Here is a 26,717-nt window from a genome sequence, read left to right as displayed (position 1 = left end):
GAGGGCTGTGCGGACGATCGTCAGGCGAATGACGGTTGACGCAACGCGTGCTCGACCAGTGCGATCAAGATCTGTTTCGTCGACTGCCGATTTCGCGCGTCGCACGGGATTATCGGCACGGAGGACGGGATCGTCAGCGCGTCCCGCACCTCTTCCGCCCGGTGGTGCATGAGACCGTCGAAGCAGTTCACCGCGATCACGTAGGGCAGCTCGCGGTCCTCGAAGAAGTCGATGGGTGCGAACGCCTCGTCGATGCGGCGGGTGTCGACCAGCACCACGGCGCCGATGGCGCCGCGGACCAGGTCGTCCCACATGAACCAGAACCGGTGCTGTCCCGGCGTGCCGAACAGGTACAGGATCAGGTCCTTGTCCAGCGAAACGCGGCCGAAGTCCATGGCCACCGTGGTGGTGACCTTGTCAGGAACCGCGGACAGGTCGTCGACGCCGACCGATGCCTGGGTCATGACGGCTTCGGTGGTCAGCGGGGTGATCTCGGAAACCGAGCCGACGAACGTCGTTTTACCGACGCCGAACCCGCCCGCGACGACGATCTTCGCCGACGTCGCGTTCAGGTCGACCCCAGGTGACCCCGGACGACCCGGAGCACCGTTGCTCATGGGGAACTTCTCTCTACTCAATCATTCTCAGGCTCGCATGGAAACGTGCAGCTGGGCGCGGATCTCCGGTGTCAGCTGGAGACCCACCCGCTCCACCAGCCGGGTCATCGCGTAACCGATGAGCCCGATGTCGCAGTTGGGCGCGGCGAGCACGGCGAGGCAGGACCCGTCGCTGATGGACATCAGGAAGAGGTAGCCCCGTTCCATCTCGACCACGGTTTGTTTCACCTCGCCCGCCTCGAAGCAACGCGCCGCGCCGAGGTTCAGCGAAACCAGGCCGGAGGACACAGCCGCCAGCTGTTCGGCGCGGTCGTGCGGGAGGCGGTCCGACGAGGCGAGCAGCAGCCCGTCCGCCGAGACGACGATCGCGTGCGCGACACCGGCGACCCTGCTGACGAAGTCCTCGACCAGCCAGCTGAAGTTGTCCAGTTCCTCAGTCGCGGTGGTCACTGGTGTTCCCTTTCTGCGATCACGGGGATGCCTCCGACGGCCGAGTCGAAGAGCGACTCACGGCCCATCTGGACACCCTTCTGGTACGTGGCGAACCGCTGGCGGAGTCGTTCCGCGGAACGGCCTCCCGTCGCGGCGGCCGCCAGTTGGGGAACGGGCGACGACGGCTTGGGAGTGGAGCCCGGCACCAGGCGCGCCTTCGGGACGCGCTTGGGCAGGCCGTTCTCCGTCGTCTGCGCGGGCACGCTGGCTTCCAGCGCCCCGGCGGCACGCCAGCCCTCGTCGGCCGATCCCCAGTCGGACTCGGCGAAGTCTGCGACCGCGCGCGGCACCGCCGTTGGTGCCTCGGGCTTCGCGGGTTCCGGCGAGCGCTGCCGCTTGGGCAGGCCGTTCACCGTGGTGGGTTCGGACTCGTCGTGTTCCGGCTCCGCTGCCGGAACGTCCTTTGTGGAGTCAACGGCCGGCCGCTGCGGCGCGGCGGCCGGGGTCTGGAACCACCGGGACAGGCTGTCGGCGTCGATCTCCTCGACGTCGATCTCGTCCCGGACGACCGGGAAGATCTCGGTCGCCGGGTCGGCCGGCTCGGCGGGGCGCTCGATCGGCGGCTCGTAGGAGTAACCGTCCTCAGTGGACTCCTCGCTCGCCTCCACGCGCGCGGTGAACAGGCCGTCGGCCGACGTCTGCTCGATGCGGTGACGTCCGGAGGGTTCGTCGGTGTTCGCGGACGGCACCAGGACCGGGTGCTCCGGCGTCCACTTCGGCACACCGGCGAGACCCTCGTTCGTGGTCTCGACCGGGGTGGCGGCCGGCAACGGCAGCGCGGGCGCCGGTCCCTTGTGCAGCAACGAGACCGGCAGGATCACCTGGGCGGTGACACCGCCCTCGATGTCGTCGTTGTTCGCCAGCGTCACGCGGATCTCGTGGCGCTTGGCGAGCTGGCCGACCACGTACAGGCCCATCTCGCGAGCGACGGAGACGTCGACCTCCGGCGGCTCGGCGAGCTTCGCGTTGGCCTCGGTGATGTCGTCCTCCTGCATGCCGACGCCGCGGTCGTGGATGCGGATCGCGACCTCGCCCTTGCGGGTCTCGATCGTGCGCACGGTGACCTTGGTGGTCGGCTTGGAGAACGCGGTCGCGTTGTCGAGCAGCTCGGCGATGAGGTGCGCGAGGTCGTTGACCACGCGGCCCTGCACCATCAGGTCCGGCGTCGGGGCGATCTGGACGCGCGCGTACTTCTCCACCTCGGACACCGCGGCACCGAGCACCTCGGCGATCGCGACGGGGCGGGTGACGCGGCGGTTGACCGTCGTGCCGGAGAGCACCAGCAGGTTCTCGCTGTTGCGGCGCATCTGCGTGGCGAGGTGGTCGAGCTCGAACAGCGACGCCAGGTGGTCGGGGTCCTGCTCGTCCTGCTCGAGCCGGTCGATCACGCTGATCTGGCGTTCCACCAACGCCTGCGAGCGCCGCGACAGGTTGATGAACATGTCGTTGACGTTCGCGCGCAGGGCCACCTGCTCGACGGCGAGGCGGACGGCTTCGCGCTGCACCAGGTCGAACGCGCGCGCGACCTGGCCGACCTCCTCGGTCGTGTTGATCGGCACCGGAACGATCGCCTCTTCCGCGGCGCGTTCCGGCTCGCGGTGCGAACGAATGCGGCGAATCGCCTCTGGCAGCTGGTTGCGGGCGACGTCGAGGGCGCTGCGGCGCAGTGTGCGCAGCGGCCGCAGCATCGACTGCGCGACCATCGCCATCAGACCGAACGCGACGAGCAGCGACGCGGCGACCAGTGCGGCGTCGCGCCAGGCGTCGGTGCGCGCGATGCTCGCGAGCCGCGAGGTGGTGCTGTCGGCCTGGCCTTCGAGGTCCGTGGCGACCTCGCGCACGAGGTTCTGGGTGTCCTGGCCGATCTTGAGCACTTCGGCGTCGGTGATGGACACCGGCTTGCCCTCGGCGTCCTGCGCCAGCGCGAGCTTCACCAGCCGGTTGCGGCCGTCCACCGCGGCACCGGACACCTTGTCCTGGAACTTCTGCTGGTTCGCGGCCGAGGCCACGTCGTTGAACTCGTTGAACGCCGCGTCCAACCGGGACTGCGCCGCCCGCAGCTCGTCCGCGGCACCGGGCGCGAAACTCTTGCGCAGCGCGGTCGCCGTCAGGATCGAGTTCTGCTGGCCGAGCTGTTCCTGCGCCAGGTAGAGCGCCTGCGCGGCGGCGACCAGCGGCACGATCGCCGGTTCGCTCAGGCTCGAGATCGCGGCGCGGTGCACCTGTCCGAGCTCGGCGATGATCTGGTTGTAGGCCCCGATCACGGCCATGTCCGGGTACCGCGTGCCGAGGATCGTGAGCCGCAGACTGGCCAGGTTGTCCAGCGACTGCAGCGACTTGCCGAACGCTTCCTGCAGCGACGCGCTCAACGCGGTCGTCGTCGAGCCCACGTCCCGGTACTTGCCGAGTTCCGTGTCGGTGGCGCCAGTGCGGGCGGCGTGCTCAGGGCACGCGTTCTGCCTGCCGGCGGCAACACACTGCACGGCCCAGTCGCGCTCCACCTGCAGCGCGTTCTCCACCTTCGCGGCCTGGTGGCTGACAGCGAGCTCGCGCTGCACGGTGCCGAACAGCTCCACGTCGTCGAGCTGGGTGTTCAGGCGCAGGCCCGCGAGCGTCGCGGTGCTCAGGGCCGGAACCAGCAACACCACCGCGAGCTTGCTCCGCAGCCGCCAGTTGCGTAGACGAAACCGGTCGATGCCTCGCTGGTCCTCTCGACCGCGCACCGTCAACACTCCCCGCCCCGTTTAATAGCTGCAAACCTGGTGGATCTTGGTGTAAAACCCACGGTTCTCATACCGCCGTTCGGACGACAAAAACAGCTGGTTGGAGAATCAACAACTTTTGACGCTGGGGCGGCTAAACGGCCCCCTAACCGATAATTCATCCGGCGGAAACGACAGCGCGGGTGCCAATGATCACGGCGCGATCACAGGCACCCGCGCGTTTCGTCAACTGCCGGAGGGCTGGATCAGCATCGGCTTGACGTCGAACTCCTTGTCGAGCAGCCCGTAGCGCTGCATCAGCTGCGGAATCCGCTGCAGGCGCGTCGCGTCGAGCGTGGTCGGGAAGGAACCGAAGTGGACGAGAGCTGCGGTTTCCTTGTCGACCTTGGCGTACTCGACGAGCAGCGGCTCGACCGTGGGACGGTCGGCGGCGTCCGCCTGGCCCTTCGCGATCGCGCGCTGGAACGCGGCCACCGTCTTGGGGTTCTCCTTCGCGAAGGCACCGCTGGTCGCAAAGCCCGCGATCGGGATGTTGTCGGTCGGGCCGGAGGCCGCGTCGAGGATCTTGACCTGGCCGGCGGCGCGCTGAGCACGGGTGATGAACGGCTCGACCATGAACGCCGCGTCAACGGTCTTGTTCGCGACCGCCGTCTGCATGTCCGGGAACGGCAACTCCTTGAACGTGACCGACTTCGGGTCGACGTTCGCCGCCTCCAGCGTCGCCTTCGCGGTCAGCTCCGCGATGTTCTTGAACGTGTTGATCGCGATGGTCTTGCCCGCCAGGTCCTTGGGGCTCTTGATGGCGGAGTCGCCGGCCGCCAAGATCAGGAACATGTCGGGTTTGGCCTGGTAGCCGTCGGCGATGAGCTTGATCCCGTCGACCGCCTTCGCCGCGTCCTTCGACTGGGCGGCGAAGAACGAGACCCAGTTGCCGAACGTCATGTCCAGCTCTTTGTTGATCAGGCCCGGGATCGCCTGAGCACCACCCTGGATCGTCTTGAGCTCGACCTCGAGCCCCTCGGCCGCGAAGTAACCCTTCTTCTTCGCCACGTGAACGGACGCCACGTCGAGAATCGGCAAGACCCCCAGGGTGATCTTGGCCTTCTCCACCTGGCCGTTGCCGTTGGCCGGGGGCGCCTGCTCTTTGCCGCCGAGCGCCCCACAGCTCGCCACGGTGGCGAGCAGCGTGGCAAGGGCGATGCCACGGACGGCGATGCGGCGGACTCTTCGAGTCATCGGGAGCACTCTCCTGTCGGAGCGGTGTCGTCGTTGCGGGGTTAGCGCGACGGTCAACCACTCAGAGTAGTGATGCTGCTCCAAAAGACCCCAGTTGACCGACACGTGCAGGTTCCAGTCCACTACCTGCGGTGAGCATCTAAGCACAGCAGGTCTAGGGCTAGGAGAACCCCAGTTGAAGCGCGCGGTAGCGGTTGTCGGCGCGGGACCGGCCGGTCTGACCTTGGCAAACCTGATCCAGCAGTCAGGTATCGACTGCGTTGTCCTCGAAAAAGCTAGTCGTGCTCATGTGGAAACTCGGCCACGGGCGGGAGTCCTGGAACATCGCTCTGTAACCATGCTGGAGTCGCTCGGACTTGCCGATCGTTTGCTGATGGAAGCAGACCGTCACGGAACGTGTGAATTCCGCGTGAGCGGACAGGCGTTCCAGGTGGCGTACAGCGATCTGCACGGAGGCCGCCAGCACTACGTGTACCCCCAGCAAGAAGTCGTGAAGGACCTGATCGGGGCATTCCTCGACGCCGGGGGTGACATCCGGTTCTCGGTCAGCGACGTGGAGTTGCGGGATCTGCTGTCCTGCACCCCGTCCGTGGCCTGGACCAGCGCAGATGGTGTTCATGAAGAAGTTTCATGTGACTTCGTCGCCGGGTGCGACGGGTTCCACGGCGTGAGCCGGCCATCCATTCCTGACGGGGTGCTCTCGGAATTCACCCATCACCACGGAATCGAGTGGCTCGCCATTCTTGCGGAGGCCCCTCCGTCGACTAAAGCCATCATTTATGCATTACACGAGGATGGTTTCGCGGGGCACATGCTGCGGTCGCCCACCATTTCTCGCTTCTACCTCCAGGTGCCCGTCGGAACCAAAGCTTCGGATTGGTCCGACGAACAAGTGTGGGAGGCGTTGCACAAGCGGTTCGCACTGCACGGCTCCACGTGGTCGCTGACCGAAGGAAAGATCATCGAGAAGCGCGTGCTGGACATGCGCAGCCACGTCGTGGAGCCCATGTCGTACGGGCGGCTCTACCTGCTGGGTGACGCAGCCCACATCATCACTCCGGTCGGCGCCAAGGGCATGAACCTGGCCATGAACGACGCCGCGACGTTCGGACGTGCACTGATCGACTACTACGCGACCGGCTCCGAGACCGGCCTCAAGACCTACTCCGAGGACTGCCTGCGCCGCGTCTGGCGCGCCCAGGAGTTCTCGCAGTGGATGGTGAACATGATCCACACCGACGTGAGCTCGCCGTTCTTCGGACGGTTGGCGCAGGCGCGGCTGGAGCACCTGGCCGAGTCGCCCGCCTACCGCGCGACCTTCGCGGAGAACTACGTCGGCCCCTGAGGGCACAAATCCCCCTCTAGGGTGAGTCCCCGGGGTCCCCTAACGAGTGACCCGAACCCCCTAGGGATCTCGTTTCGTCACGATCTGGGGCCAACTCCCGATGCCGGGGGGTGTCGTTCATCCATACGGTTCATCTCGACATCCCCCGATTCAGCTACAGGAGCTTGAGTCCCATGCAGCAGCAGACCACCGAGCCCACCACGGTGCAGACCGCCCCGACCACGGCGCAGACCGGCAACACGACGGTGGAGACCGGTGGCACGACGGTCGAGACCGGCGGCACCACGGTGACGACCGCCGAGCCGACCACCCTGCACGACTTCACGCTCGGCCTGCTGACCGACCTGGACGCCCGCCAGGCGTTCCAGCAGGACCCGCTGGGCTGCCTCGAGGCCGCCGGCCTGAGCGACATCACCGCCGCTGACGTGCAGGACATCCTGCCGCTGGTCCTCGACGCCGCGTCCGTCCCGAACGTCGACGTCGCCGACGTCCTCAACGGCCACGAGCTCCCGGCCGTCGACAGCCTGCTGCAGATCGCGGGCAACGTGGAGGGCGTCACCGGCGTCGCTGACGTCGCGGGTGTGGCAGGTCTGGCCGGCACGGCTCCCTCTGCTCTCACCGCGCTGGTCTCCGACTTCTCCGGCCTGGGCGACGTGTCGGGCACCCTCGACTCCACCCTGCACACGGGTACCGAGGCCGTCTCCACCGTCACCGAGATCGCCCAGCCCGCCGTCGAGGGCGTGGTCGGCCAGACGGTCGGTCTGGCGAACGTGAACGGTGTCACCGACGTGCTGGTCAAGGACCTCGACACCGACGTCCTCACGAAGAACGTCATCGACACCGACGTGCTCGTCAAGAACACCGACGTGCTGGTCAAGGACGTCGCGGACGTGCACGCCGTCACCAACGTGACCGACAACGTGGTCCAGGACGTGGCGCAGGTCGGCAACGTCCACGACAACCTGCACAGCGACCTCGGCCAGGTCATCGGCGACGTGAAGGTCGCGGGCCTCGAGGTGCTGGACGGCGGTGTCGGCAACCACAACGACATCGACATCCACCTCTGATCGTTCGCTGCTCTTCCTGGCGGTTCACCGGGGGAACGGATGGCGGGTGCTCGGGCTCTGCCCCCGAGCACGGGTACCCGCCTCCCCTCGGTCGCCAGGCTTCGCAAGATGTTCTGCACGCCCTCCCTCGCACGGTGCCGGTTTCTCGTTGGCTGGCGGGCCAACCCGCGGTCCCGTCCCCGTGCGAAACAGATCAGCCCCGGACCGCTCGCGGTCCGGGGCTGATCTGTGTTCAAGCCGTGTTGTAGAGCGCGGCGACCCCTCGTTCCATCGCCTCGCGCACCTGGTGCAGGTCCACCGTCGCCCCGTGCTCCACGTCGACAGCGACCGCACCCCACACGTCCGACGGCGCGACCCCGACCGGCAGATCGAGGTACCAGGCGAACCCGCGCGGCCGCGGCGGCACACCGACATCCGTCAGGTACGAGTTGACGAAGACGTCGATGATGTCCTGGTCGGCGTGCATCGGCGCGGGCGTGCGCACCACCCGGCGCGGACCGGCGACCCACGCCAGCAGCAGCTGATACCCGTTGTCGGGCAACGCGAGCATGCGTCTGCTCCCGATCAGCACCACTCGCGTGTCGGGCGATCTCTCTCTGGAGACCTCGACAGGCTCCGCGTCGACGACGAGGAACAGGTTCCAGTCGGTCACGCCGCGAAGTGTCTCAGGAAGACACGGTCTCGCTCAGCGACTCCCGCTCAGCCGCGGCCCACTTCTCCACGTCCAGCGCCGGCTTGCCGACGTTCAGCAGCCGCGCCACCTTCGACCGCAGCGCCACGAACCCCTCGTCGGTCCGCGTCGTCACCTGGTCGCGCTCGGCGGGCAGCGGTACCTCCAGATCGGCCACCAGCCGCGCGGGAGAGCCGGAGAGGACCAGGATCCGGTCGCCCAGGTACACCGACTCGTCGATGTCGTGCGTGACCACGAGAACGGTCGTGTCGTGCTCACGGCGCACCCGGAGCAACAGGTCCTCCAGCTCGAACCGGGTCTGCGCGTCCACCGAGGCGAACGGCTCGTCCATCAACAACAACGCAGGCCGGTACGCCAGAGCGCGCGCGATCGCCACGCGCTGCTGCATGCCGCCGGAGAGCTGCCACGGCCGCTTGCGGGCCGCACCGGACAAGCCGACCCACTCCAGCGCCTCCGCAGCGCGCGCACGACGTTCCGCGCGCGGCAACGAGCGCAGCGGGAACTCCACGTTGCCCTGCACCGAGAGCCACGGGAACAGCGAGCGCGAGTAGTCCTGGAACACCACGGCGAGATGCGAGCCGTTCAACGAAACATCGCCGCGAGAGGGGGCGACGAGCCCGGAGATCGTGCGCAGCAGTGTCGACTTGCCACACCCCGACGGGCCCACCACGCACACCAGCTCGCCGGCGCGCACGGTGAACGTGAGGCCGCCAATGGCCTCGTGGTCACCGTAGGTGTGGCCCAGGTCGGCCACCTCAAGCATGTTGCTCATCGCGACTCCTCGGTTGCCACGCCAACGCCCTGCGTTCCACCGCGAGCAGCGCGGTGTTGAGTCCGTAGCCGAGCACGCCCAACAGGACGATGCCGGCCCACATGCGCGTGTAGTCGAACTCGCGCTGTGCCTGCATGAGTTGCGAGCCGATGCCGTTGTCCGTGCCCACGAGCTCGGAGATGACCATCAGCACCAGCGACAGTGACAACGACACCCGCAGCCCGGCGAAGATCTTGGGCGAGGCTGCGGGCAGGACCACGCCGAGAACCCATTGCCAGCGCGGGATCCGGAAGACCGCCGAAGTGTCCACTTTGGTCACGTCGACGGAACGCGCACCGTCCACGCTGTTCAGCAGCACCGGCCACACGACGCCGAAGACGATCGTCGCGAGCTGCATCGACGTGCCCGCCTTGAACAGCAGCAGGAACACCGGCACCAGCGCGGGCGGCGGGATCGAGCGCAGGAACACCAGAAGTGGCCCCGCGTACTCCATGGCCCGGTCCGAGCGGCCCAGCAGCAGGCCGAGCGACACCCCGATCAGCGAGGCGATCAGCCACCCGGACAGCAGCCGCGCGACCGACGGCACGATGTGCTCGGTGAAGTTCGCGGGTTCGAGCACCCACCACTCCCACGCCGCCGAGAGGATCTTCGAGGGCGGCGGGAAGAACGGGTCGTCCGCGAGCCAGCCCAGCAATTGCCAAATGACGACGAGACCGGCGAACACGGTCCACCGCTGCAGGAACTTGGTCACCAGGCCACCCAACGCCGGCGGACGCGTTCGAGGCCGTTGTTGAGCAGGACGCCGATCGCGCCCGCGACCACGGTGCCGACCAGCACCTGGTCCATCCGGCCTGGCCCGCTGCGGGCCTCCATGATGAAGTAGCCGAGGCCGATCTGGCTGCCGGCCATGAGCTCCACGCTCACCATCACGATCAGCGCGGTCGTCGCCGCGAGCCGGATTCCGGTGAGGACGAACGGCAACGCGCTGGGCAAGGCCACCAGGAACAGCACACCGAGCCGTCCGGTGCCGAAAACCCTTGCGGTGTCGACGAGCAAGGGGTCCAGTTCGTCCAGCGCGTAAATGGTGTTGAAGAGGATCGGCCACAGTGCCGCGTAGACGGCCAGGGTGATCTTGGTTTCCGGTCCGAAGCCGAGCATGACCAGCGCGAGCGGAATCAGTGCCACAGAAGGGATCGGGCGCAGGAACTCGATGACCGCGCGGGTCGCGTGGCGCACCGCCGGGATGCTGCCGAGGACCAGTCCACTCGGCACCGCGATGGCGATCGCGATCACGATGGCGATCAGCAGTGCCAGAACCGTTGCCACGACATGACTGATGAACTCGGGCGAGGTCAGTTGTGTGACGAGCTCACCGAACACGACGGACGGTGGGGGCAGCGCGTCGGCAGGGAGAAGCGGAGAGCGTCCTAAGAGCTCCCACAGCACGAGAAACCCGGCGATGCCGAGAAGTCCCCTTGTGAACGCACGCACTCGGTCACCCTAGAGAGTGGATCTCCCGTTCACAATGCGTGCTTGCCCAACTCCAGGTTGTTTCCCAGAACTCAGCGCGGTTCAGCAGACCTTGACGCGCTCCACTTCGCCGAAGCTCTTCACCCATTCGGAGTCCGTGAGCCGTGCACCGTCTTTTTCACACATCTTCTTGATGATGCGCGAGCTGTCGAGGTCGAACGGCAGCAGCTCCGCGTCCTTGCCGCCGCTGCGCACGAGGAAGTCGCCGTACTGCGGCCGGTACACCGCGCCCATCTCGCGGCCGTGCCCGGACACGTACACGAGCCGGTCCGGCTGACGTCCCGAGGTGTAGAGCCGCTGCACCTCGAAAACGTTCTCGCGCACGACGGTCACGCGGTCGTCGTCGGAGAACGTGACGTGCGGCTTGGTGCGGATGACGCTGTCGAGCGTCGCGCGCAGCACGAGCGCATTGCTGGGCACGCGCTGCCACACCTCGACGACGGCTGCCGGGGAGAGCTCGACGGCGAGCCAGCGGCTGTCGCCGCTGTAGGTGAGGCCGCGGACGTAGACGTCCCTGGTCAACGCCGGCGCGGCGGTTTCGAAGGTGCCGCCGATGCGCCAGAACTGGATCGTCGACCTGCCCTGCGCCGCGTCCCAGACCGAGGTCGCGAGCTCACGACCGTCCTGGCTCAGCGCGACGGCACTCGCGTTGCGCACCGGCGGCATCGGCAGCTTGCGCGGGTTCCTGGGGTCGCCGAGGTCGAGGAGCACCAGGCGCTCGGTCTCGTCCGGCCTCGGCAGGTCGGGCTCGATCACGTCACCGATCCTGCCGATGATCCGCGAACCGTCCGCGCTGACGTCCACCGTCCGGAACCGGTCCTCGAGCGGGGCCAGATAGGTGATGTCATCGGCGCCGTTGACGGCCCACAGGTGCTGCCGGCCGGTGGCGTCCCGCGTGACCGCACGGTGTTCGGCGAGCTTCACGACCCGATGACGGTCCGAGAACCGCTTGCCGGGCGTGGTGCTGTCCTCGTCGAGGCTCCACATGCGGTCCGTGCCGTCCTCGTCGGTGACCGCGGCCAGCTCACCGCGCGGCGCCACGAGCACGTCGGCGTCGTCCGCGGAGGTGCCGGTGAACGGGATCCCGCGCGTGACCGCGTTGGCCAGCCGCAGCACCTTCTCGGCCTCGATCGACGGGCTGACCTTGTACCCGACCAGCGCGTACTTGTCCGCGTACGGCCGCCGCTGCTCCATCAGCAGCTCGGACTCGGAGATCGCCTTGCCGCCGAGCTCCCGGTCGTTCAGCTCGGTGATCTTGCGTTCGCTGGACAGCGCGTAGACGACCGTGCCGGGCACGAGCGCGACCAGCACGGCCATCACCGCGATCAACGCCGTCGAGCGCCGAGTCTGGCGTTTGGTGCTGATGTCGACGAACCGGCGTTCCTGCACCGTCAGGAACTCGCCGAGCTCCTTGGCCTTCTTCAGCCGCGCGCCCCGGTAGAGCGCCAGCGGGTCGCGGTCGCTCGCCTCCCACAGCTCGATCGCGGTGACCAGCTGCTGGTGCGTGCGGAGGTTCTCACGTTCCTCGTCGACCCATGTGGTGAGCCGGGGCCAGCGCAGCACCGCGTCGTGGGCGAGCTCCACGCCGTCCTCGGTGAGCGTGACGAGCCTGGCCTCGGCGAGCAGGTCGAGCAGGCGCGGTTCGACGTCGAGCCTGCGGGCCCGGCGTTGCACGATCCCGTTGCGCTGCACCAAAACGAGCCGCAGGAAGACCTGCTTCACCGCGCGCTGGTCGGCGTCGCTCAAGCCGTCGAAACAGCTGTTCGCGGCCCGCGCGACGACGTGCTCGATGCCACCGGTCTCCTCGAACCCGGCCTGCGACAACGTCATGCCGCGCTTGCGCCGCCACGTCTCGGTGAGCGCCTGCTGCACCAACGGCAGCGCGTGCTGGTTGGCGGCGTCCGCGACCAGGCCGGCGATCACCGCGGTCTCGACGGTCGCGCCGATCTTGGCGGCCGGCTCGGTGATCGCCCGGCGCAGCTGGTCCGCACTCATCGGCTCGATGACGATCTCGTTGCCGCTCAGGCCTCTTTCGTGCAGCCGGGCTCTGTGATCCGCGCGAACCGCGACGACGACGTGCGGGCAGCGCGTCACGGCGGTGACGAAGTCGTGCTGGTCCAGCACCTGCTCGAAGTCGTCGACGAGCAGGACGAGGCCGGGCCGGTGCTGGCGGATCCGCAGCCTGAGGTGGTCGGGGTCCTGCCGAAACTCCTCCGCGAGCTGGTCGGCGGTGGTGTTCTCGAAGATCTCGGCGAGGGTCTCCGCGAGGCCGTGGAGGGGGTTCGGGCCCGGCGTGATCACCACGGCGTCGTCGAGGGCGGGCAGCAGCCCTGCGGTGAGCAACGACGTACGTCCCGACCCGGAGGGACCGACGAGGACCGTCAGCGGCCGGGCCTCGACCGACTCGATGACCTGCTCGACGAGGAACTCACGCCCGAAGAAGTGTTTGGCGTCATGCTCCCCGAACGGCGCGCTACCCGGATACGGTGCGTTAGGCTGCAACGGCAGAGCGTGCTCGGCTGCGAGCTCACGCCACCGCTTGGTCCACGGCGCCGGATCGCCCTCACAGGCCCGGACGAACGCCAGCGTCAGCGCGAGCGACGGCAGCTTCCGCCCGCCCGCCGCGTCGGACAACGCCGTGGGCGAGTAGTTGGCCCGCCGCGCCAGCTCGCGATAGCTCGGTTTGCCTGCCTGGTCACGCAGTCTGCGCAGGTCACCGGCGAACTTCAGCAGCGCGGTGTCCTCCGGACCCAGCGGTCGTTCCCCTCGTGGCATGCCGCCTCCCGGCCGGATTGTCCACCAGAGGTTCGCCTGCCGTCTAACGCCCCGCTAATCGCTCACCATCCGGGTGCCTGCTTGGTGATCGTTCCACCACGAATCCAGCCGATCGTGTCCGAGCTCAGTCCCGGCACGGCGGGGTGAAGTCGAGGTCGCCGAAGTACCGCTCCCAGTCCTCACGGCTCATCCGCGGATGAGCCTGCTCGCAGATCCGCACCGCCGGATCCCGCAGGTCGGCGTTCCACAGCCGCACGTCCCGGTCCGCACCACCCGTCACGACCTCGTCCCCCTTGGGCGTGAGCCCAACGGCCGCGACCGGCCCCGAATGCCCGCGCAACAAGGCCTGCTCGACCGGCTCCGGCCCGTCCTCGTGCCGCCACAACCGCACCAGGCCGTCGTCCGTGGCCACCGCCACGCTGTCGGTGCCGAGCCACGCGGACGTCACCTGGCCGCCGCCGGACGGGATCTCGGCGCGCAGCACCGGGTCGCGCGGGTCGGTGGTGTCCCAGAGGTGGACGGCCGTTCTGGCGGTGGTCAGGAGGAGGCCCGCGCCGGCGAACTGGGCGGTGCCGGCGAACTCCGTGGTCAGCGACAGCAGCTTGGGTTCGCGCGGGTCGGTGACGTCGACCAGGTGCACGGCGAGGCCGGTGGTGACGGCGGCGAGCACGTGGCCGTCCGGGCGGAAAGCCATGCCCGCCAACGGACCCAGGCCCAGCTGGGTGCTGGTGAGCAGCCGGGGGCGCTCGCGGCGCAGGTCGGTCCAGAAGCTCACGGCGCCGTCGTTGTCGGTCGTGACGAGGGTGGTGCCCTGCCAGGCGATCGCGGTGGCGCGGGCCGGGAGGACGACCACCTCGCGGGGTTTGCCGAGGGAGATGTCGACGACGTGGACGGCGCCGTCGTCACCGGCTGAGGCGATGAGGCCGCCGGTCGAGTCCATCGCGAGGGCCGTCACGGCGCCGGAGTGCCTGGTGGCCTCGTGGGAGGTGCGTGGCGACGGCAGGTCGTCGAGGTCGGTCAGCACCACGGTGCCGTCGCGGTGACCGGTGGCGACCTGTTGCTGGGTCGGGCCGACGACGAGTGCGGTGACTTCGGACTGAGCCGCGCGCAGGACCTGGGTGGGCACCTCTTCCTGACGCAAGCCGTTGCGCGCCTGGGACAACGGCATCAGCTGGTAGGCGGCGAGCGCCACCTGCTGAGCCAGCACGGGGTTCGTCGAACGCAGGACCGCGGCCTCGCCGACGGCCTTCAGAACGGCGGCGGCGGTGCGTTGTTCGGCGGCGGTCTTGTTGGCCTGCAAGGCGAAGACGGTCGAGCTGGCGGCGACGACGAGCAGAGCTACCAGCGCGGCAAGCAGTTGGCGATGGCGGCGCGTGCGTCTTCGGGTGCTCGCGGAGAACTCTTCTTCGGCGGCAAGACTTGCGGCCAGGAACGCGCGTTCCTTGGAGTTCAGGGAAAGTCCGGCCGGCACGGTGGTCAGCCGGCGGCCGCGGAACAGGGCACCGGGGTCGCGGTCGAGCGACTCCCAGGTCTGCGTGGCGTGCGTGAGTTCGCGCTGTGCCTTGATGTTCTCGCGGTCCTGTTCGATCCACTCGCCGAACGTGGGCCAGCTGCGGATCAACGCCTCGTGCGCCAGCTCGACGCCGTCGCGGTCGATGACGACGAGCCGGGCGGCTGTCAACGCCTGCAGAACTTCGTCGTCGGCTTCGAGCTCGTCCATGTGGGCGCGACGTTTGGTGTCCTCGACGGTCACCAACCGCAGCAGAATCCTGCGCGCCTGTGCCTGCTGCCTCGAGGTGAAACCGTCGAAGACCTCCTGCGCGGTGCGGGCGACGGCGTGTTCGAGGCCGCCGACCTCCTCGTAGCCGTTGAGCGTCAACGTCATCCCGCGGCGGTGCTGCCAGGTCTCCGCAAGCGCGTGGGACAGCAACGGCAACACCGCTGCCTGGCCCACCGCGTCGGCCATCAGGCGAGCCAGCAGTGCCGCTTCGACCTTGGCGCCCGCGACGGCAGCGGGTTCGGTGATCGCGAGCCTCAGCTCGTCGGGCGTCATCGCGCCGACCATGACCTGGCCGCCGTTCAGCGCCTCGACGAGCTCCGGATATTGCGCGCAATGACCGTAGTAGTCGGCCCGCACGCCGATGACGACCTTCGTACAGCGCGTGAGTGCCGTGATGAGCCACGTGCGCAGTTCTTCGCTGCGGCACAACGTGAACAGCTCCTCGAACTGGTCGACGACCACGAGGTGCCGGTGCTTGCGCGCCAACGTCGCCGGATCGCGCAGCTCGTCGGCCAGCTCGACGGCGTCTTCACCAGTCAGCCGGGCAAGCGCGATCGCGCACTCCTCCACGGGATCCGCGCCGGGAGTGAACAGCAGCACGGGTTCCCGCGTCCGAGCGATCAGACCGGCCCGCAGCAGCGACGACTTGCCCACTCCGGACGGTCCGAACACGCCGGTGAAGCGGTTCTTCGTGGTGAGCAGCTCCGCCGTCAACCGCTCGCGCCCGAAGAACTTCGGCGCGTCGTCCGGCTGGAACATCGCCAGCCCCACGTACGGACTGTCGTTGCCCCCGTGCGGCTCGGACTCGGCGACCTCGCGCCAGCGCCGCGTCCACTCCTCCGGGTCGGCGTCGCACGCCTTCACGTACGCCTTCGTCACCGCGAGGCTGGGCAGCTTCCGCCCGCCCGCCGCCTCCGACAACGCGGCCGCCGAGTAGTGCGCCCGCCGGCTCAGCTCCCGGTAGGTAGGACTGCCCGCCCGCTCCCGCAGCCGGCGCAGGTCCGCGGCGAACTGCAGGAGACCGCTCTCGCCCTGGTCGAGAGGGCGTTCCCGTCTCGGCATCCCGTCATTGTTCAGAGAACTTTGTTCAGCGGCCAACACCTGACCGTGAACAACCCGTTCGTCTTAACGTCTGTCCATGGGGACGAGCCCGGTGCTTTCGCCCCGAACCAGCGCCGGAGTGTCCGTGGGTGGCCCCACCCAAGCGCCACCCACGGCTCAGCCTTCTCCGGTCCTCTGTAAACAGCTTGTTGTCAACCTGAGAACAACGGCCGCGCACAACGAACCCGAGCCTAGATTCGGCAGTTATGTTGATCGACTCAGTCGCGTCGGCCCGGATGGTCTGCGAGACCACCCGCGGTGTCCTGGTGACGTGGCCCGGCGAACCGCTGAACCTCGTCCCAGAAGGAACGAGGTTCTACGTCGAGGCGTGTGTCGGCGACGGCTGGTACCGAGGCAGGCTCCACGACGATCCGCGACTGCTGGAGCTGCACGCCGACTACCTCGGCCTCCCGTCGGCGCCCGATGTCAGCACACGGGCACCCGCGCGACATCGGGGAAGTACTTCGCCCAGTCCCCGTCGGACAGCTCTGCGCCGCCCAGGCACAGGTTCCTGACCACCTCGCCGACGTCCGTGCGCAGCAACCAGATGTTCCCCTCCGTCAGCGCGACGAACCCGTACGGCGGCGACCAATGGTCGATCGCGGTGACGTTGTCCGGGAAGTTCTCGAACGAGGCGACCCGCACGGGCTTGCCCTGCTGTGCGAAGTCCCAGACGTGCACGGCCCGGTCCGTGCCGAGCAGCACCTGGTGGCCGTCAGGGCCGAACTCGACCATGGGCTCGGCGCGGGGCAGGGTGGGAATCTCGGCCCGCGCCACCGGTTTCGCGGGGTCGGCGACGTCCCACACCTGCACCTGACCCTCCGCTGAGTTGACCAGCAGGAGGAACCTGCCGTCCGCGCTGAACCGGGCGGGCCGCCAGGACACCTGCGTCACGGACTCGTGCACCCGGTGGATCTCGTCACCGTCGAGCCGCCAGAGCTCGACAGATCCGGGATCCGACCGCAACACGGCGAGAACGCGACCGTCCGGTGACATCCGCAGAGCCATGGGTGACCGGTCGCCGGGGACGGTGATCTCACGCAGCTCGCCGGTGCCGAAGTACCGCCAGACCTTGGCCTTGAAGTCGTTGATGGCCTTGCCGGTCGTGACGAGGCCCGCGAACGTGTCCAGCGCGCTGTTCGACGTGAGAGCGACCTCGAAGTTGGCGTTGGCCGGAACCGCGGCGAGGGTGCGCGGGCTGAGCGGGTTGGTGATGTCCACCAGTTCGGGACCCTGGACCGTAGCTGCGATCGCGCGGCGGTCGTCGTCGCTGACGAGGACCGGACGTATCGACATGACCCCCTGGAACCGGCCCGTGCCGTGGTCGCGGAGATCCCACAGCGGCGATTCGAGGTTGAAGCCGTCGAAGGTCGCGAAGAGGCGGCCCCCGTCGAGCTTGGTGAAGCGAGTTCCCGGCCCCGAGGAAACGTCCAGCCGCTCGCGCCGTCCCGTCGCGTCGACGGAGAGCAGCGCGTCGCGGTTCGCTTCGGTGGGCGCCACCTGGTACGCGGCCAGCGCCAGGCGCACGGCCTGGCCCGAGTCCGTCGGCAGCAACGCCATCCGCCGCGCCTCGGCGGCCGCGCTCGCCGCGACGGCGACATCTCGTTGCCGGGACACCTCGCGGGCCTGCTGGCCGGCGAACACGACAGTGCCCGCCAACAGCAGGACCAGCACCGAGAGGACCGCCACCACCACTCGAGTGCGACGGACGCGGCGACGTCCGTCCGCCTGGCTGGCGGTGAGGAAGGCGCGTTCGGGTTCGGTGAGCGACTCAGGGTCGAGCTCCCCGGCCTGGGCGAGCCGCGCGCCCTTGTAGAGGAGGTCGCGGTCGCCGTCCCACTCTGCCGCGGCCTCGGTGAGCTGGTGGTGCACGCGCAGGGCGTTGCGGTCCTCGGCGATCCAGTCGCGCAGGCGCGGCCAGGAGCGGATCAACGCCTCGTGGGTCAGCTCCGCGTGCTGTTCGGTGAGAGTGACGAGGCGGGCGGCGGCCAGCCGTTCGAGCACCTCGGCGTCGAGGTCCGCACGGGCGGCACGGCGCTTGGTGTCCTCGGTCCCCTCACCGAGCGCGATGAGGCGCAGGAACGTCCGGCGCGCGATCTGCTGCTGCTCCTCGGTGAGCTGGGAGTAGACGGCCTCCGCAGTGCGGGCGATGGCGTGCTCGACGCCGCCCGCCTCCTCGTAGCCGACGAGCGACAGCGTCATGCCGCGACGGCGGTGCCAGGTCTCGACGAGCGCGTGCTGCACGAGCGGAAGTGCTGCCGCCTGGCCCGCGACGTCGGCGACGAGGCGGGTGACCAGGGCGGACTCGACGGTGGCACCGACGTGCTGGGCGGGTTCGACGATCGCGCGACGGAGCTCGTCGGTGGTCATGGGCCCGACGAGGAGCTGCGCGCCTTCCAGCGCCTCGACGAGCTCCGGATGACGGCCGACGTGACCGTAGAAGTCGGCGCGGACACCGAGGACGACCTTCGGCGCGGCTGCGAGGGCCCGGACGAACCAGTCGCGTTGCTCGGGCCCGCACAGGGTGAAGACCTCCTCGAACTGGTCGATCACCAGCACGAGGTCGTGCTGCCGGGCGATCAGGCCGAGCCCTGCCGGGTCGGTGAGCTCGGAGCGCAGGACCACCGCCGAGTGGCCGGTCGCCTGGGCGAGCCGGACGGCGCACTCGTCGACCGGGTGCACGCCGGGCGTGAAGATCAGGGCGTTGTCCAGACGCGGGAGCAGGCCCGCCCGCAGCAAGGACGACTTGCCGGAACCGGACGCGCCGAACACGCCGACGAGCGGGCGGCTCAGCACCAGGTCGACGAGCTTCGCGGTGAGCTTCTCGCGGCCGAAGAACCGGTCGGCGTCCTCTCGCTGGAACGCCTTGAGCCCCACGTAGGGCGCGTCTGCTGTGGGCTCGGGCGGCGCGGCGATGGCGCGCCACCGCTGTTCCCACTCCTGCTCGTCACCGTCACAGGCCTTGACGTAGGCCAGGGTCACGGCGAGCGTCGGCAGCTTCTTGCCGCCGGCGGCGTCGGACAGCGTGGCCGCCGAGTAATGCGCGCGTGAAGCGAGCTCTCGATACGACGGTTTGCCCGCCTTGTCCCGCAGCCTGCGGAGATCCCCGGCGAACCGGCCGAGCTCGGTGTCTTCGCTTTCCAGCGGACGTTCGGTGCGTGGCATGTCGGTCTCCCCCTGTGACCGATTGTCCACGTCGTGTTGTTCAAACTGCATGGCCGACCCCTTACAACGTGTGCGCCGTAGCGTTTGCGTTGCAGGTGGTGATCGGGGGATCGCCAGAGAGAGTGCCCCTCCGGACTCGGGGGCCGGAGGGGCACGTTACTCAGAAACTCAGAGACCGACCAGCTTGTAAAGACCGCCGACTTCCTGGCGGTTGAGGACGCGCATCGAGCCGGGCCGCTGGTTGCCGAGCGACACGTCACCGACCGCGACGCGCACCAACGACTGCACCGGGTAACCCACGTGCTCGAGCAGCCGCCGCACGATGTGCTTGCGTCCCTCGTGCAGGATCACCTCGACCAGGGCCTTGCCGGGGACCGCGCTGATGAGCTTGAAGGAGTCGACCTTGATCGGGCCGTCCTCCAGCTCGATGCCCGCCTTGAGCTTCTTGCCGAGACCCTTCTCGACCGGGCCTGGCACCTCGGCGAGGTAGGTCTTCATGACGTTGTAGCTGGGGTGCATCAGCCGGTGGGCGAGCTCGCCGTCGTTGGTGAGCAGCAGCAGCCCCTCGGTCTCCGCGTCGAGGCGGCCGACGTGGAACAGGCGCTCCTTGCGGTTGCGCACCAGGTCGCCGACACACGGCCGACCCAGGTCGTCCTCCATCGTGGACAGCATGCCGAACGGCTTGTTCAGCGCGATCGTCACGACGTCCTCGCGGATCTGCACCCGCACGCCGTCCACGTGGACGACAGCGGTCTCGGGGTCGATCCGCCGCCCCTGTTCGCGCACGATCTTGCCGTCGACCTGGACGCGGCCCTGGTCGATCAGCTCCTCCGAAGCACGGCGGGAGGCGATCCCCGCCTGCGCGAGCACCTTCTGCAGGCGCACGCCCTCGTTCTCAGACATCGTCGATCGCATCCACTTCGGGCAGCAGCGGCGCGATTGGCGGCAGGTCGTGCAGCGACGACAGCCCCAACCGCTCCAGGAACAGTTCGGTCGTGCGGTACAGGATCCCACCCGTGTCGCTGTCCGTGCCCGTCTCCTCGATGAGCCCCCGTGCGACCAGGGTCCGGATCACACCGTCGACGTTGACGCCGCGCACCGCCGCGATCCGGGCCCTCGTGACGGGCTGCCGGTAGGCGATCACCGCGAGCGTCTCCAGGGCCGCGCGGGTGAGTTTCGCGCGCTGGCCGTCGAGCAGCAGCTTCTCCACGAACGGGGCGTACCGGTCGCGCGTGTAGAACCGCCAGCCGTCTCCCGCCCTGCGCAGGTCGATGCCACTGCCGGACTCGGTGTACCGGGTGGAGAGTCTACGTAGTGCCTCCTTGATTCGCTTAACCGGCTGCTCAAGGGCACTGCTGAGCTGGTCTTCCGCGATCGGGCTGTCCACCACGAGGAGCACGGACTCCAGCGCGGCCTCGAACACGGCGTCGTCGGTCAGGTCGGGGAGGCCTGAGTCCTCGATCGCTTCTTCGGGGGCGGCGGCGAGGAGCTGGGCTTCGAGGGTGGCGGCGTCGGGGTCGGCTTCCGGCTCCGGCTCGGTGTCGACGGCGGGCTCGGCTTCCGGCTCGCGCTCGGCACCCGGCTCGGGCTCGCGCTCGACGGCGGGGTCCGCACCCGGCTCACGCTCAGCGTCAGCGTCCTGCTCAGCCTCGAAGTTGTCCACAGCCTCGGCCTCTGACGTGCCGTTTTCGTCGGTGTCACTCGATAGACTGGAAACCGGGGGGACCCCCGCGCCGGCCGAGTCGACTTCAGCGGGCTCGGCAGCCTCCGGCACGGCGGCGGTGTCCCCGTCCCCGTCGAACGCCGGTCCCGGGTTCCGCACCTCAGCCGCGTCCGGCCCCACCACTGGCTCGCTCATCCGCCGTAATCCTCGTCCTCATCGCCGGCGTGCACCTGCGCCTGCGCTTCCTCCAACGTCCCACCAACCCACGTCACCTGCAGCGGCCCGAGCGGATCCTCCTGCTCGAAGGCCAGCGACTTCTCCCGGTACAGCTCCAGCAGCGCCAGGAACCGGGCAACGACCTCCATGGTCTCGGTGCACTCGGCGACGATCTCCGCGAACGACGCCGTCCCGCGCTCGATCAGCAAGGACCGCAGCAGGTCCGCCGTCTCGCGGATCGACACCTTGTGCTGGTGGATGTGCGCGACCGACAACGTCCGCTTCTGCTTCGGCCGGAACGCCGCCGCCGCGATCAGGGCAAACCGATCAGGCGTCACGCCGAGCATCACCTCGGGCAGCAGCCCTTCGAACCGCGGCTCCAGCGACACCGACCGCGGATACCGCCGGTAGGCACCCTGCTCCAACTCGGCGAACAGCGCCGCCACCTGCTTGTACGCCCGGTACTGCAGCAGTCGCGCGAACAGCAGGTCACGGGCCTCCAGCAGCGCCAGGTCGTCCTCGTCCTCGACGTCACCCTGAGGCAGCAGCCGGGCCGCCTTCAGGTCCAGCAACGTGGCCGCGATGACCAGGAACTCGGTGGTCTCGTCGAGGTCCCACGAGTCCCCCATGGCGCGGATGTGCCCGATGAAGTCGTCGGTGACCTGGTGCAACGCCACCTCGGTGACGTCCAAAGTGTGCTGGGAGATCAGCTGCAGCAGCAGGTCGAACGGGCCCTCGAAGTTCGTGAGCCTGACCTTGAACTTGCCGTCGTCAACCGGAGCATCCGAAGCGGGAACTTCCTCTGTCACTGCTCGCGCAACCTGCGTACCAGCAGCGACGCGTCACCGTGCGTCTCGAGGTCGTCCAGCACGATGGCGATCGCCTCGCGCACCACGCGCCCGCGGTCGACGCCCAGGCCGTGGGAGCCGCGCAACGCGAGCCGCGCCTGCTCCAGGGCGAGCAGCTCCTCGTCGGACACGTACACCGTGATCTTCGTGGTGTGCTTGGTGCGACCGGAACCACGACGCTGAGCAGGCGGCTCGACCGATTCCGAGACTTCCGAGACTTCCGAGGGTGCAGCGGTCAGCCGGAACAGCTCGGCCGCCCCCGGCAGTGAAGGGCGACGGTTCACCGGGCGATCACCTCGCGAGCCAGCGCGCGGTACGCGTTGGCGCCGGAGGACCGCGGGGCCCACCGCGTGATCGGCTCGCCCGCGACGGTCGTCTCCGGGAAGCGGACCGTGCGGTTGATGACCGAGTCGAACACGATGTCGCCGAACGCCTCCACGACGCGGGCCATGACCTCGCGTGAGTGCAGCGTGCGCGGGTCGTACATCGTGGCGAGGATGCCGGTGATGTTGAGCTTGGGGTTCAACCGTTCCTTGACCTTCTCGATGGTGTCGATGAGCAGCGCCACCCCGCGCAGCGAGAAGAACTCGCACTCGAGCGGGATCAGCACTCCGTCCGCGGCCGCGAGGGCGTTCACCGTGAGCAGGCCGAGCGAGGGCTGGCAGTCGACCAGCACGTAGTCGTAGTGGTCGATTACGGGACGAAGGGTCCGCACCAAAGTGTGTTCGCGGCCCACCTCCGACACGAGCTGGATCTCGGCCGCGGAGAGGTCGATGTTGCTCGGCAGCAGGTCCATGTCGTCGACCATGGTCTTGCGGATGACGTCGCGGACGGCGGTGTCGCCTTCCATGATGACGTTGTAGATCGTGGTTTCCAGCTGGTGCGGGTGCACGCCGAGGCCCACGGACAGCGCGCCCTGCGGGTCGAAGTCGACGAGCAGCACCCGTCTGCCGTACTCGGCCAGCGCCGCGCCCAGGTTGATGGTCGACGTCGTCTTGCCGACGCCGCCCTTCTGGTTGCACACAGCGAGGATCTTCGCCGGGCCGTGGTGCAGCAGCGGCGGCGGATCCGGGATGTGGCGGCGCGGGCGACCGGTCGGGCCGATGCCGTCGACCTGTTCCTGAGCAACGTCGTCCACCGGCGCGGCGTGCGGGGCCAGGTTCAGATCGGCACGGGGCGCGAAAGCGTGCTCCGGTGTCGACATGGCTGGCGTTCCCTCACTGGTCGTAGTCGTCTCTCGGGGCGCAGCCTAGGCCGCACCCGTGCGAGCGGCAACGCGCCTCGCCGGTGTTTGTCAAGACTTTGTTAGGCAGGAACATCCGCTCGTGTGCGCCGCTCAGCAGCGGAAAGCACCACGTCGAGCAGGCCCGGGAAGAGAAGATCCAGGTCATCACGACGCAGCGACACCCAGCGCTGGTTGCCCCGGCAGCGTGTTCGGGTGATGCCAGCTTCGCGCAGCACGCGCAGGTGCTGGGAGAGGGTCGACTTCGCGACGTCAACCTCGAAGGCCCCGCACAACCGCTCACCGCTCGACTGGATCTGGCGCACGACCGCGAGCCGGGTCGGGTCGCTCAGCGCGTGCAGCACAGCGGCGAGATCGATGGCCTGTGGGGACGGCTCGTCCAAGTTCGGCACCTGCCCACCGTACCCGTGGAAGCCTCATGTTCCAGTGGCCCGAGGGTGTGCAGTTGCGTAGACCTCCCTCAAAGTCGTAACGGTTACCAGTGTGTACACCTGAGTGGTCGTAACCGATGCGTGCCCGAGAAGTTCTTGCACCACCCGAACGTCCGCACCCCCTTCCAACAGATGGGTGGCGAACGAATGTCGCAACGTGTGCGGCGACACCGCGGCGGTGATCCCAGCCTCCTCCGCGGCGGTCTTCAACACGGTCCACGCGCTCTGCCGGGAGAGCCGCCCGCCGCGTGCGTTCAAGAACAACGCCGGCGTGCCACGTCCCTTGGCTGCCAACGCAGGGCGCGCTCGAACCAGGTACGCGTCCACCGCGGCCAAGGCCGGTCGCCCGACCGGAACCAGCCGCTGTTTTCCGCCTTTTCCGTCGAGCAGCACCGTGCGTTCGGCCGCGTCGACGTCGTCCACGTCCAGCCCGACCACCTCGGAAATCCGGGCGCCGGTCGAGTACAACAGCTCCAGCAGCGCCTTGTCCCTGAGGTTCGCCACGTTGTCGAGCAGCGTCAGAACATCATTGACGGGTAATGCTTTTGGCAACCTCTTCGGCGGCGACGGCGGATGCACGGCCCGTGCGGCGTCATGCGGCACAACGCCTTCACGATGCGCGAAGCGGTGCAACCCGCGCACGGCGACCAACGTCCGTGCGGCAGACGACGCCGCGAGCCCGCTCTCCCGCAAGGCCGCCAGGAACTCGCTCACGTGGATCTCGGTCACCGCGCTCAGGTCCGTGATGCCGACGGACTCCAGGTGCTCGGTGTACCTGCGCAGGTCGCGGGTGTAGGAGTCGAGCGTGTTGCGAGCGGTGCCGCGTTCCACGGCGAGGTGGTCGAGATAGCTCGCCACCAGATCTGCAATCACGCCAGCCCTTCCAACACGATCTCGCCGTCACGCGCGTTGACGCCCTTCGCCAGCGCGGGATCCTCCGCCACAGCCCGGTCAAAACCCTTGTCCGCCAACGCAAGCACATACGGCAGCGTCACGTTCGTCAGCGCGTACGTCGACGTGTTGGGCACCGCGCCCGGCATGTTCGCGACGCAGTAGAACACGGAGTCGTGCACACGATAGGTAGGTGAGTCGTGCGTCGTCGGCCGGGTGTCCTCAAAACAGCCGCCCTGATCCACCGCGATGTCCACGAGCACACTGCCAGGACGCATTCGGGACACCAGTTCGTTGCTGACGAGCTTCGGCGCCTTCGCCCCCGGCACGAGCACGGCGCCGATCACCAGATCCGCCCAGCAGCACGCCTTCTCGACCTCGTAGACGTTCGACGCGATCGTCTGCAGGTGCCCGCGGTAGGTGAAGTCGATCTGCCGCAACCGGTTGACGTTGGTGTCCAGCACGACCACCTCGGCCTGCATGCCGATCGCCATCGTCGCCGCGTTCATGCCCGCCACGCCGGCACCGATCACCGCGACCTTGCCCGCCGCGACTCCGGGAGCGCCACCCAGCAGCACACCCCGCCCGCCCTGCGCCCGTTCCAGGCAGTGCGCGCCGACCTGAGCCGCCATCCGCCCGGCGATCTCGCTCATCGGCGCCAGCAACGGCAACGACCCGTCCGGCAGCTGCACCGTCTCGTAGGCGATGGCGGTGATGCCGGCGTCAGCGATCGCCTTGGTGCACTCCGCGCTCGCCGCGAGGTGCAGGTACGTGAAGAGCACCTGGTCCCGCCGCATCCGGTGGTACTCGGGCTCGATCGGCTCCTTGACCTTCAGCACGAGATCCGAGGTCGCCCACACCTCGTCGGCCGTCGCCGCGATCCGCGCGCCGGCCGCGACGTACTCGTGGTCCGGGAAAGAAGAGCCCGCTCCGGCGTCGTGCTCGATCACCACCGAGTGCCCGCGGCTCACCAGCTCCACCACACCGGCCGGCGTGATCGCGACGCGGTACTCGTGGTTCTTGATCTCCTTTGGGACACCGACCAGCATCGTCGCAGCGTATTCCCGATATCGATCTGCTGCATCGGATAACGTGCTGAGCCGTGTCAGAACCATTCGGGCCGGAGCAGCAGCGCATCGGCAACCAGCAGCGCGAAGAGGCGATCACCGCGCTCAACGACCACTTCGCGTTGGCGCGGCTCGACATCGGCGAGTACCAGAACCGGGTGAACCGCGCGTCCGCCGCGCAGTCCTACTACGAGCTGGCCGAGCTGTTCCGCGACCTGCCGCAGCCGCACCCGCCGTTCCTCGCGCCGCCATCGGTGCCGTTCACCGCCGTGCCCCCGCCGCCACCGGGCTTCGCGCCCCAGCCCACGCAGCCGTACTACCCGCCGCCCACCGGTCCGCAGCCGCAGTTCGCCGGTCCGCCGCCCGGCATGGGCTACCCGAACCCGGCCGCCCCGTACGGCTACGACCCGATCACCGGGCTGCCGCTGTCGGACAAGTCGAAGATCGCCGCGGGCGTGCTGCAGCTGTTCCTCGGCAACCTCGGCATCGGCCGCTTCTACACCGGCCACGTCGGCATCGCCGTCGCCCAGCTGCTCACCTGCGGCGGCTGCGGCATCTGGTCGTTGATCGACGGGATCATCATCCTGGTCAACGGCGGCACGGACGCGCAGGGTCGCAAGCTCCGCGACTAGTGCGGCACTAGGAACTCTCGGCGGCCGCCTTGATCGAGGCGGCCTCCGTCTCGACGTACCGCGTGGTCAGCGACTTGGTCATCAGCCACCCGACTCCGGCCAGCAGACCGGACACGGTGAGTGCGAGCGTGAGCCGGCTTCCGTCCGGGTGCTGCTCGACGTTGTGCGAGGCGACGACGGTGACGCCGGACGTCTTCGACTCCCAGGTGAACGACGCCCCGTCGGTCAGCTCGGTGACCGTCCACACCGCTGGGGAGAACCGCGGCTGCCGCAACCGGGTGCGCGAGCCGACGGCCAGCGGTCCGTCGTCGAGCCGCTCCACGGAGTCGACCGTCGGGATCCGCTCCGGCCAGCGTTCCACGTCGACCAGAACGGCCCAGACGCGCTCGGGAGGGGCAGCGATGACAACGGTGTGCTGCAGACCGGCCATGC

General features: G+C 68.6%; 23 protein-coding genes. 3 read left to right on the top strand and 20 right to left on the bottom strand.

What is annotated here, in order from left to right; genetic code table 11:
* Positions 1-20 precede the first annotated feature (20 nt).
* The 4 genes from DI276_RS41925 to DI276_RS41910 all read right to left on the bottom strand — a co-directional run bounded on the left by DI276_RS41925 (position 21) and on the right by DI276_RS41910 (position 5,068).
* A complete protein-coding gene (locus DI276_RS41925; RefSeq protein ID WP_112274445.1) occupies positions 21-617 on the bottom strand; it encodes a GTP-binding protein in 597 nt (198 codons plus the stop codon).
* 27 nt (positions 618-644) lie between these two features.
* Positions 645-1,067, bottom strand: coding sequence for a roadblock/LC7 domain-containing protein (locus DI276_RS41920; RefSeq protein ID WP_030468876.1), 423 nt, complete (start codon positions 1,065-1,067; stop codon positions 645-647).
* Positions 1,064-3,832, bottom strand: coding sequence for a sensor histidine kinase (locus DI276_RS41915; RefSeq protein ID WP_232837288.1), 2,769 nt, complete (start codon positions 3,830-3,832; stop codon positions 1,064-1,066). Before DI276_RS41915 ends, DI276_RS41920 begins: the two co-directional genes overlap by 4 nt.
* Positions 3,833-4,057: 225 nt before the next feature.
* Complete coding sequence (locus DI276_RS41910) at positions 4,058-5,068, bottom strand: ABC transporter substrate-binding protein (RefSeq protein WP_112274441.1); 1,011 nt, start codon at positions 5,066-5,068, stop codon at positions 4,058-4,060.
* 175 nt (positions 5,069-5,243) lie between these two features.
* On the opposite strand from DI276_RS41910, the gene DI276_RS41905 reads away from it, so the two are divergent.
* Both DI276_RS41905 and DI276_RS41900 read left to right on the top strand, forming a co-directional pair.
* Positions 5,244-6,413 (top strand): 4-hydroxybenzoate 3-monooxygenase, encoded by a 1,170-nt coding sequence (locus DI276_RS41905; protein ID WP_112274439.1) that lies wholly within the window; start codon positions 5,244-5,246, stop codon positions 6,411-6,413.
* A 173-nt stretch (positions 6,414-6,586) separates the two neighbouring features.
* A complete protein-coding gene (locus DI276_RS41900) occupies positions 6,587-7,480 on the top strand; it encodes an IniB N-terminal domain-containing protein (protein ID WP_112274437.1) in 894 nt (297 codons plus the stop codon).
* A gap of 232 nt (positions 7,481-7,712) precedes the next feature.
* Here DI276_RS41900 and DI276_RS41895 read toward each other — a convergent pair whose 3' ends face one another.
* The 15 genes from DI276_RS41895 to ald all read right to left on the bottom strand — a co-directional run bounded on the left by DI276_RS41895 (position 7,713) and on the right by ald (position 25,635).
* Positions 7,713-8,132: a DUF5956 family protein gene (locus DI276_RS41895; RefSeq protein WP_112274435.1), complete on the bottom strand. Its 420-nt coding sequence runs from the start codon at positions 8,130-8,132 to the stop codon at positions 7,713-7,715.
* Between the two features lie 13 nt (positions 8,133-8,145).
* Positions 8,146-8,943 carry an ABC transporter ATP-binding protein gene (locus DI276_RS41890; RefSeq protein WP_112274433.1) on the bottom strand — a complete coding sequence of 266 codons (798 nt, stop codon included), beginning with the start codon at positions 8,941-8,943 and terminating at the stop codon, positions 8,146-8,148.
* Positions 8,927-9,694, bottom strand: a complete 768-nt coding sequence (locus DI276_RS41885) for an ABC transporter permease (protein ID WP_112274823.1) — start codon at positions 9,692-9,694, stop codon at positions 8,927-8,929. The genes DI276_RS41890 and DI276_RS41885 overlap by 17 nt, the downstream gene beginning before the upstream one ends.
* Complete coding sequence (locus DI276_RS41880; RefSeq protein WP_112274431.1) at positions 9,691-10,434, bottom strand: ABC transporter permease; 744 nt, start codon at positions 10,432-10,434, stop codon at positions 9,691-9,693. The genes DI276_RS41885 and DI276_RS41880 overlap by 4 nt, the downstream gene beginning before the upstream one ends.
* Before the next feature lie 81 nt (positions 10,435-10,515).
* Positions 10,516-13,248 (bottom strand): nSTAND1 domain-containing NTPase, encoded by a 2,733-nt coding sequence (locus tag DI276_RS41875; protein ID WP_112274429.1) that lies wholly within the window; start codon positions 13,246-13,248, stop codon positions 10,516-10,518.
* A 124-nt stretch (positions 13,249-13,372) separates the two neighbouring features.
* A complete protein-coding gene (locus DI276_RS50540) occupies positions 13,373-16,090 on the bottom strand; it encodes an nSTAND1 domain-containing NTPase (protein ID WP_157985303.1) in 2,718 nt (905 codons plus the stop codon).
* Positions 16,091-16,555: 465 nt separating this feature from the next.
* Positions 16,556-19,294 (bottom strand): nSTAND1 domain-containing NTPase, encoded by a 2,739-nt coding sequence (locus DI276_RS41865; RefSeq protein ID WP_157985302.1) that lies wholly within the window; start codon positions 19,292-19,294, stop codon positions 16,556-16,558.
* Positions 19,295-19,462: 168 nt separating this feature from the next.
* Positions 19,463-20,197, bottom strand: a complete 735-nt coding sequence (locus DI276_RS41860; protein ID WP_112274424.1) for a pseudouridine synthase — start codon at positions 20,195-20,197, stop codon at positions 19,463-19,465.
* Positions 20,190-21,152 (bottom strand): SMC-Scp complex subunit ScpB, encoded by a 963-nt coding sequence (gene scpB, locus DI276_RS41855; RefSeq protein ID WP_232837287.1) that lies wholly within the window; start codon positions 21,150-21,152, stop codon positions 20,190-20,192. Before scpB ends, DI276_RS41860 begins: the two co-directional genes overlap by 8 nt.
* Positions 21,149-21,982, bottom strand: a complete 834-nt coding sequence (locus DI276_RS41850) for a segregation and condensation protein A (protein WP_112274422.1) — start codon at positions 21,980-21,982, stop codon at positions 21,149-21,151. The genes scpB and DI276_RS41850 overlap by 4 nt, the downstream gene beginning before the upstream one ends.
* Entirely contained in the window at positions 21,979-22,305 is a 327-nt protein-coding gene (locus DI276_RS41845) for a hypothetical protein (RefSeq protein ID WP_112274420.1), read from the bottom strand. The genes DI276_RS41850 and DI276_RS41845 overlap by 4 nt, the downstream gene beginning before the upstream one ends.
* Positions 22,302-23,225 carry a ParA family protein gene (locus DI276_RS41840; RefSeq protein WP_112274418.1) on the bottom strand — a complete coding sequence of 308 codons (924 nt, stop codon included), beginning with the start codon at positions 23,223-23,225 and terminating at the stop codon, positions 22,302-22,304. The genes DI276_RS41845 and DI276_RS41840 overlap by 4 nt, the downstream gene beginning before the upstream one ends.
* A gap of 101 nt (positions 23,226-23,326) precedes the next feature.
* On the bottom strand, positions 23,327-23,656 hold the full coding sequence (locus tag DI276_RS41835) for an ArsR/SmtB family transcription factor (protein WP_112274416.1): 330 nt from the start codon (positions 23,654-23,656) through the stop codon (positions 23,327-23,329).
* 24 nt (positions 23,657-23,680) lie between these two features.
* A complete protein-coding gene (gene xerD, locus DI276_RS41830) occupies positions 23,681-24,556 on the bottom strand; it encodes a site-specific tyrosine recombinase XerD (RefSeq protein ID WP_198681258.1) in 876 nt (291 codons plus the stop codon).
* An 8-nt stretch (positions 24,557-24,564) separates the two neighbouring features.
* On the bottom strand, positions 24,565-25,635 hold the full coding sequence (ald, locus tag DI276_RS41825; RefSeq protein ID WP_112274414.1) for an alanine dehydrogenase: 1,071 nt from the start codon (positions 25,633-25,635) through the stop codon (positions 24,565-24,567).
* A gap of 53 nt (positions 25,636-25,688) precedes the next feature.
* Between ald and DI276_RS41820 the strand changes: the two genes are divergently transcribed.
* Complete coding sequence (locus tag DI276_RS41820; protein WP_112274412.1) at positions 25,689-26,285, top strand: NINE protein; 597 nt, start codon at positions 25,689-25,691, stop codon at positions 26,283-26,285.
* 7 nt (positions 26,286-26,292) lie between these two features.
* Here DI276_RS41820 and DI276_RS41815 read toward each other — a convergent pair whose 3' ends face one another.
* Positions 26,293-26,715 (bottom strand): SRPBCC family protein, encoded by a 423-nt coding sequence (locus DI276_RS41815; RefSeq protein WP_112274410.1) that lies wholly within the window; start codon positions 26,713-26,715, stop codon positions 26,293-26,295.
* Between the last annotated feature and the right edge of the window lie 2 nt (positions 26,716-26,717).

Origin of the sequence: Lentzea terrae, assembly GCF_003265345.1 — a bacterium.
In the GTDB taxonomy this organism is placed as follows: Bacteria; Actinomycetota; Actinomycetes; order Mycobacteriales; family Pseudonocardiaceae; genus Lentzea; species Lentzea terrae.
Note: the sequence above shows the minus strand (reverse complement) of the source record. Positions and strands in the feature narration are given on the sequence as shown.

What these genes read in the sequence shown, in the direction of transcription:
- DI276_RS50540 (WP_157985303.1), bottom strand. Translation starts at nt 16,090, where the DNA reads ATGCCGAGACGGGAACGCCCTCTCGACCAGGGCGAGAGCGGTCTCCTG.
- scpB (WP_232837287.1), bottom strand. Translation starts at nt 21,152, where the DNA reads ATGAGCGAGCCAGTGGTGGGGCCGGACGCGGCTGAGGTGCGGAACCCG.
- DI276_RS41925 (WP_112274445.1), bottom strand. Translation starts at nt 617, where the DNA reads ATGAGCAACGGTGCTCCGGGTCGTCCGGGGTCACCTGGGGTCGACCTG.
- DI276_RS41910 (WP_112274441.1), bottom strand. Translation starts at nt 5,068, where the DNA reads ATGACTCGAAGAGTCCGCCGCATCGCCGTCCGTGGCATCGCCCTTGCC.
- DI276_RS41840 (WP_112274418.1), bottom strand. Translation starts at nt 23,225, where the DNA reads ATGTCGACACCGGAGCACGCTTTCGCGCCCCGTGCCGATCTGAACCTG.
- DI276_RS41865 (WP_157985302.1), bottom strand. Translation starts at nt 19,294, where the DNA reads ATGCCACGCACCGAACGTCCGCTGGAAAGCGAAGACACCGAGCTCGGC.
- DI276_RS41815 (WP_112274410.1), bottom strand. Translation starts at nt 26,715, where the DNA reads ATGGCCGGTCTGCAGCACACCGTTGTCATCGCTGCCCCTCCCGAGCGC.
- ald (WP_112274414.1), bottom strand. Translation starts at nt 25,635, where the DNA reads ATGCTGGTCGGTGTCCCAAAGGAGATCAAGAACCACGAGTACCGCGTC.
- DI276_RS41875 (WP_112274429.1), bottom strand. Translation starts at nt 13,248, where the DNA reads ATGCCACGAGGGGAACGACCGCTGGGTCCGGAGGACACCGCGCTGCTG.
- DI276_RS41900 (WP_112274437.1), top strand. Translation starts at nt 6,587, where the DNA reads ATGCAGCAGCAGACCACCGAGCCCACCACGGTGCAGACCGCCCCGACC.
- DI276_RS41860 (WP_112274424.1), bottom strand. Translation starts at nt 20,197, where the DNA reads ATGTCTGAGAACGAGGGCGTGCGCCTGCAGAAGGTGCTCGCGCAGGCG.
- DI276_RS41890 (WP_112274433.1), bottom strand. Translation starts at nt 8,943, where the DNA reads ATGAGCAACATGCTTGAGGTGGCCGACCTGGGCCACACCTACGGTGAC.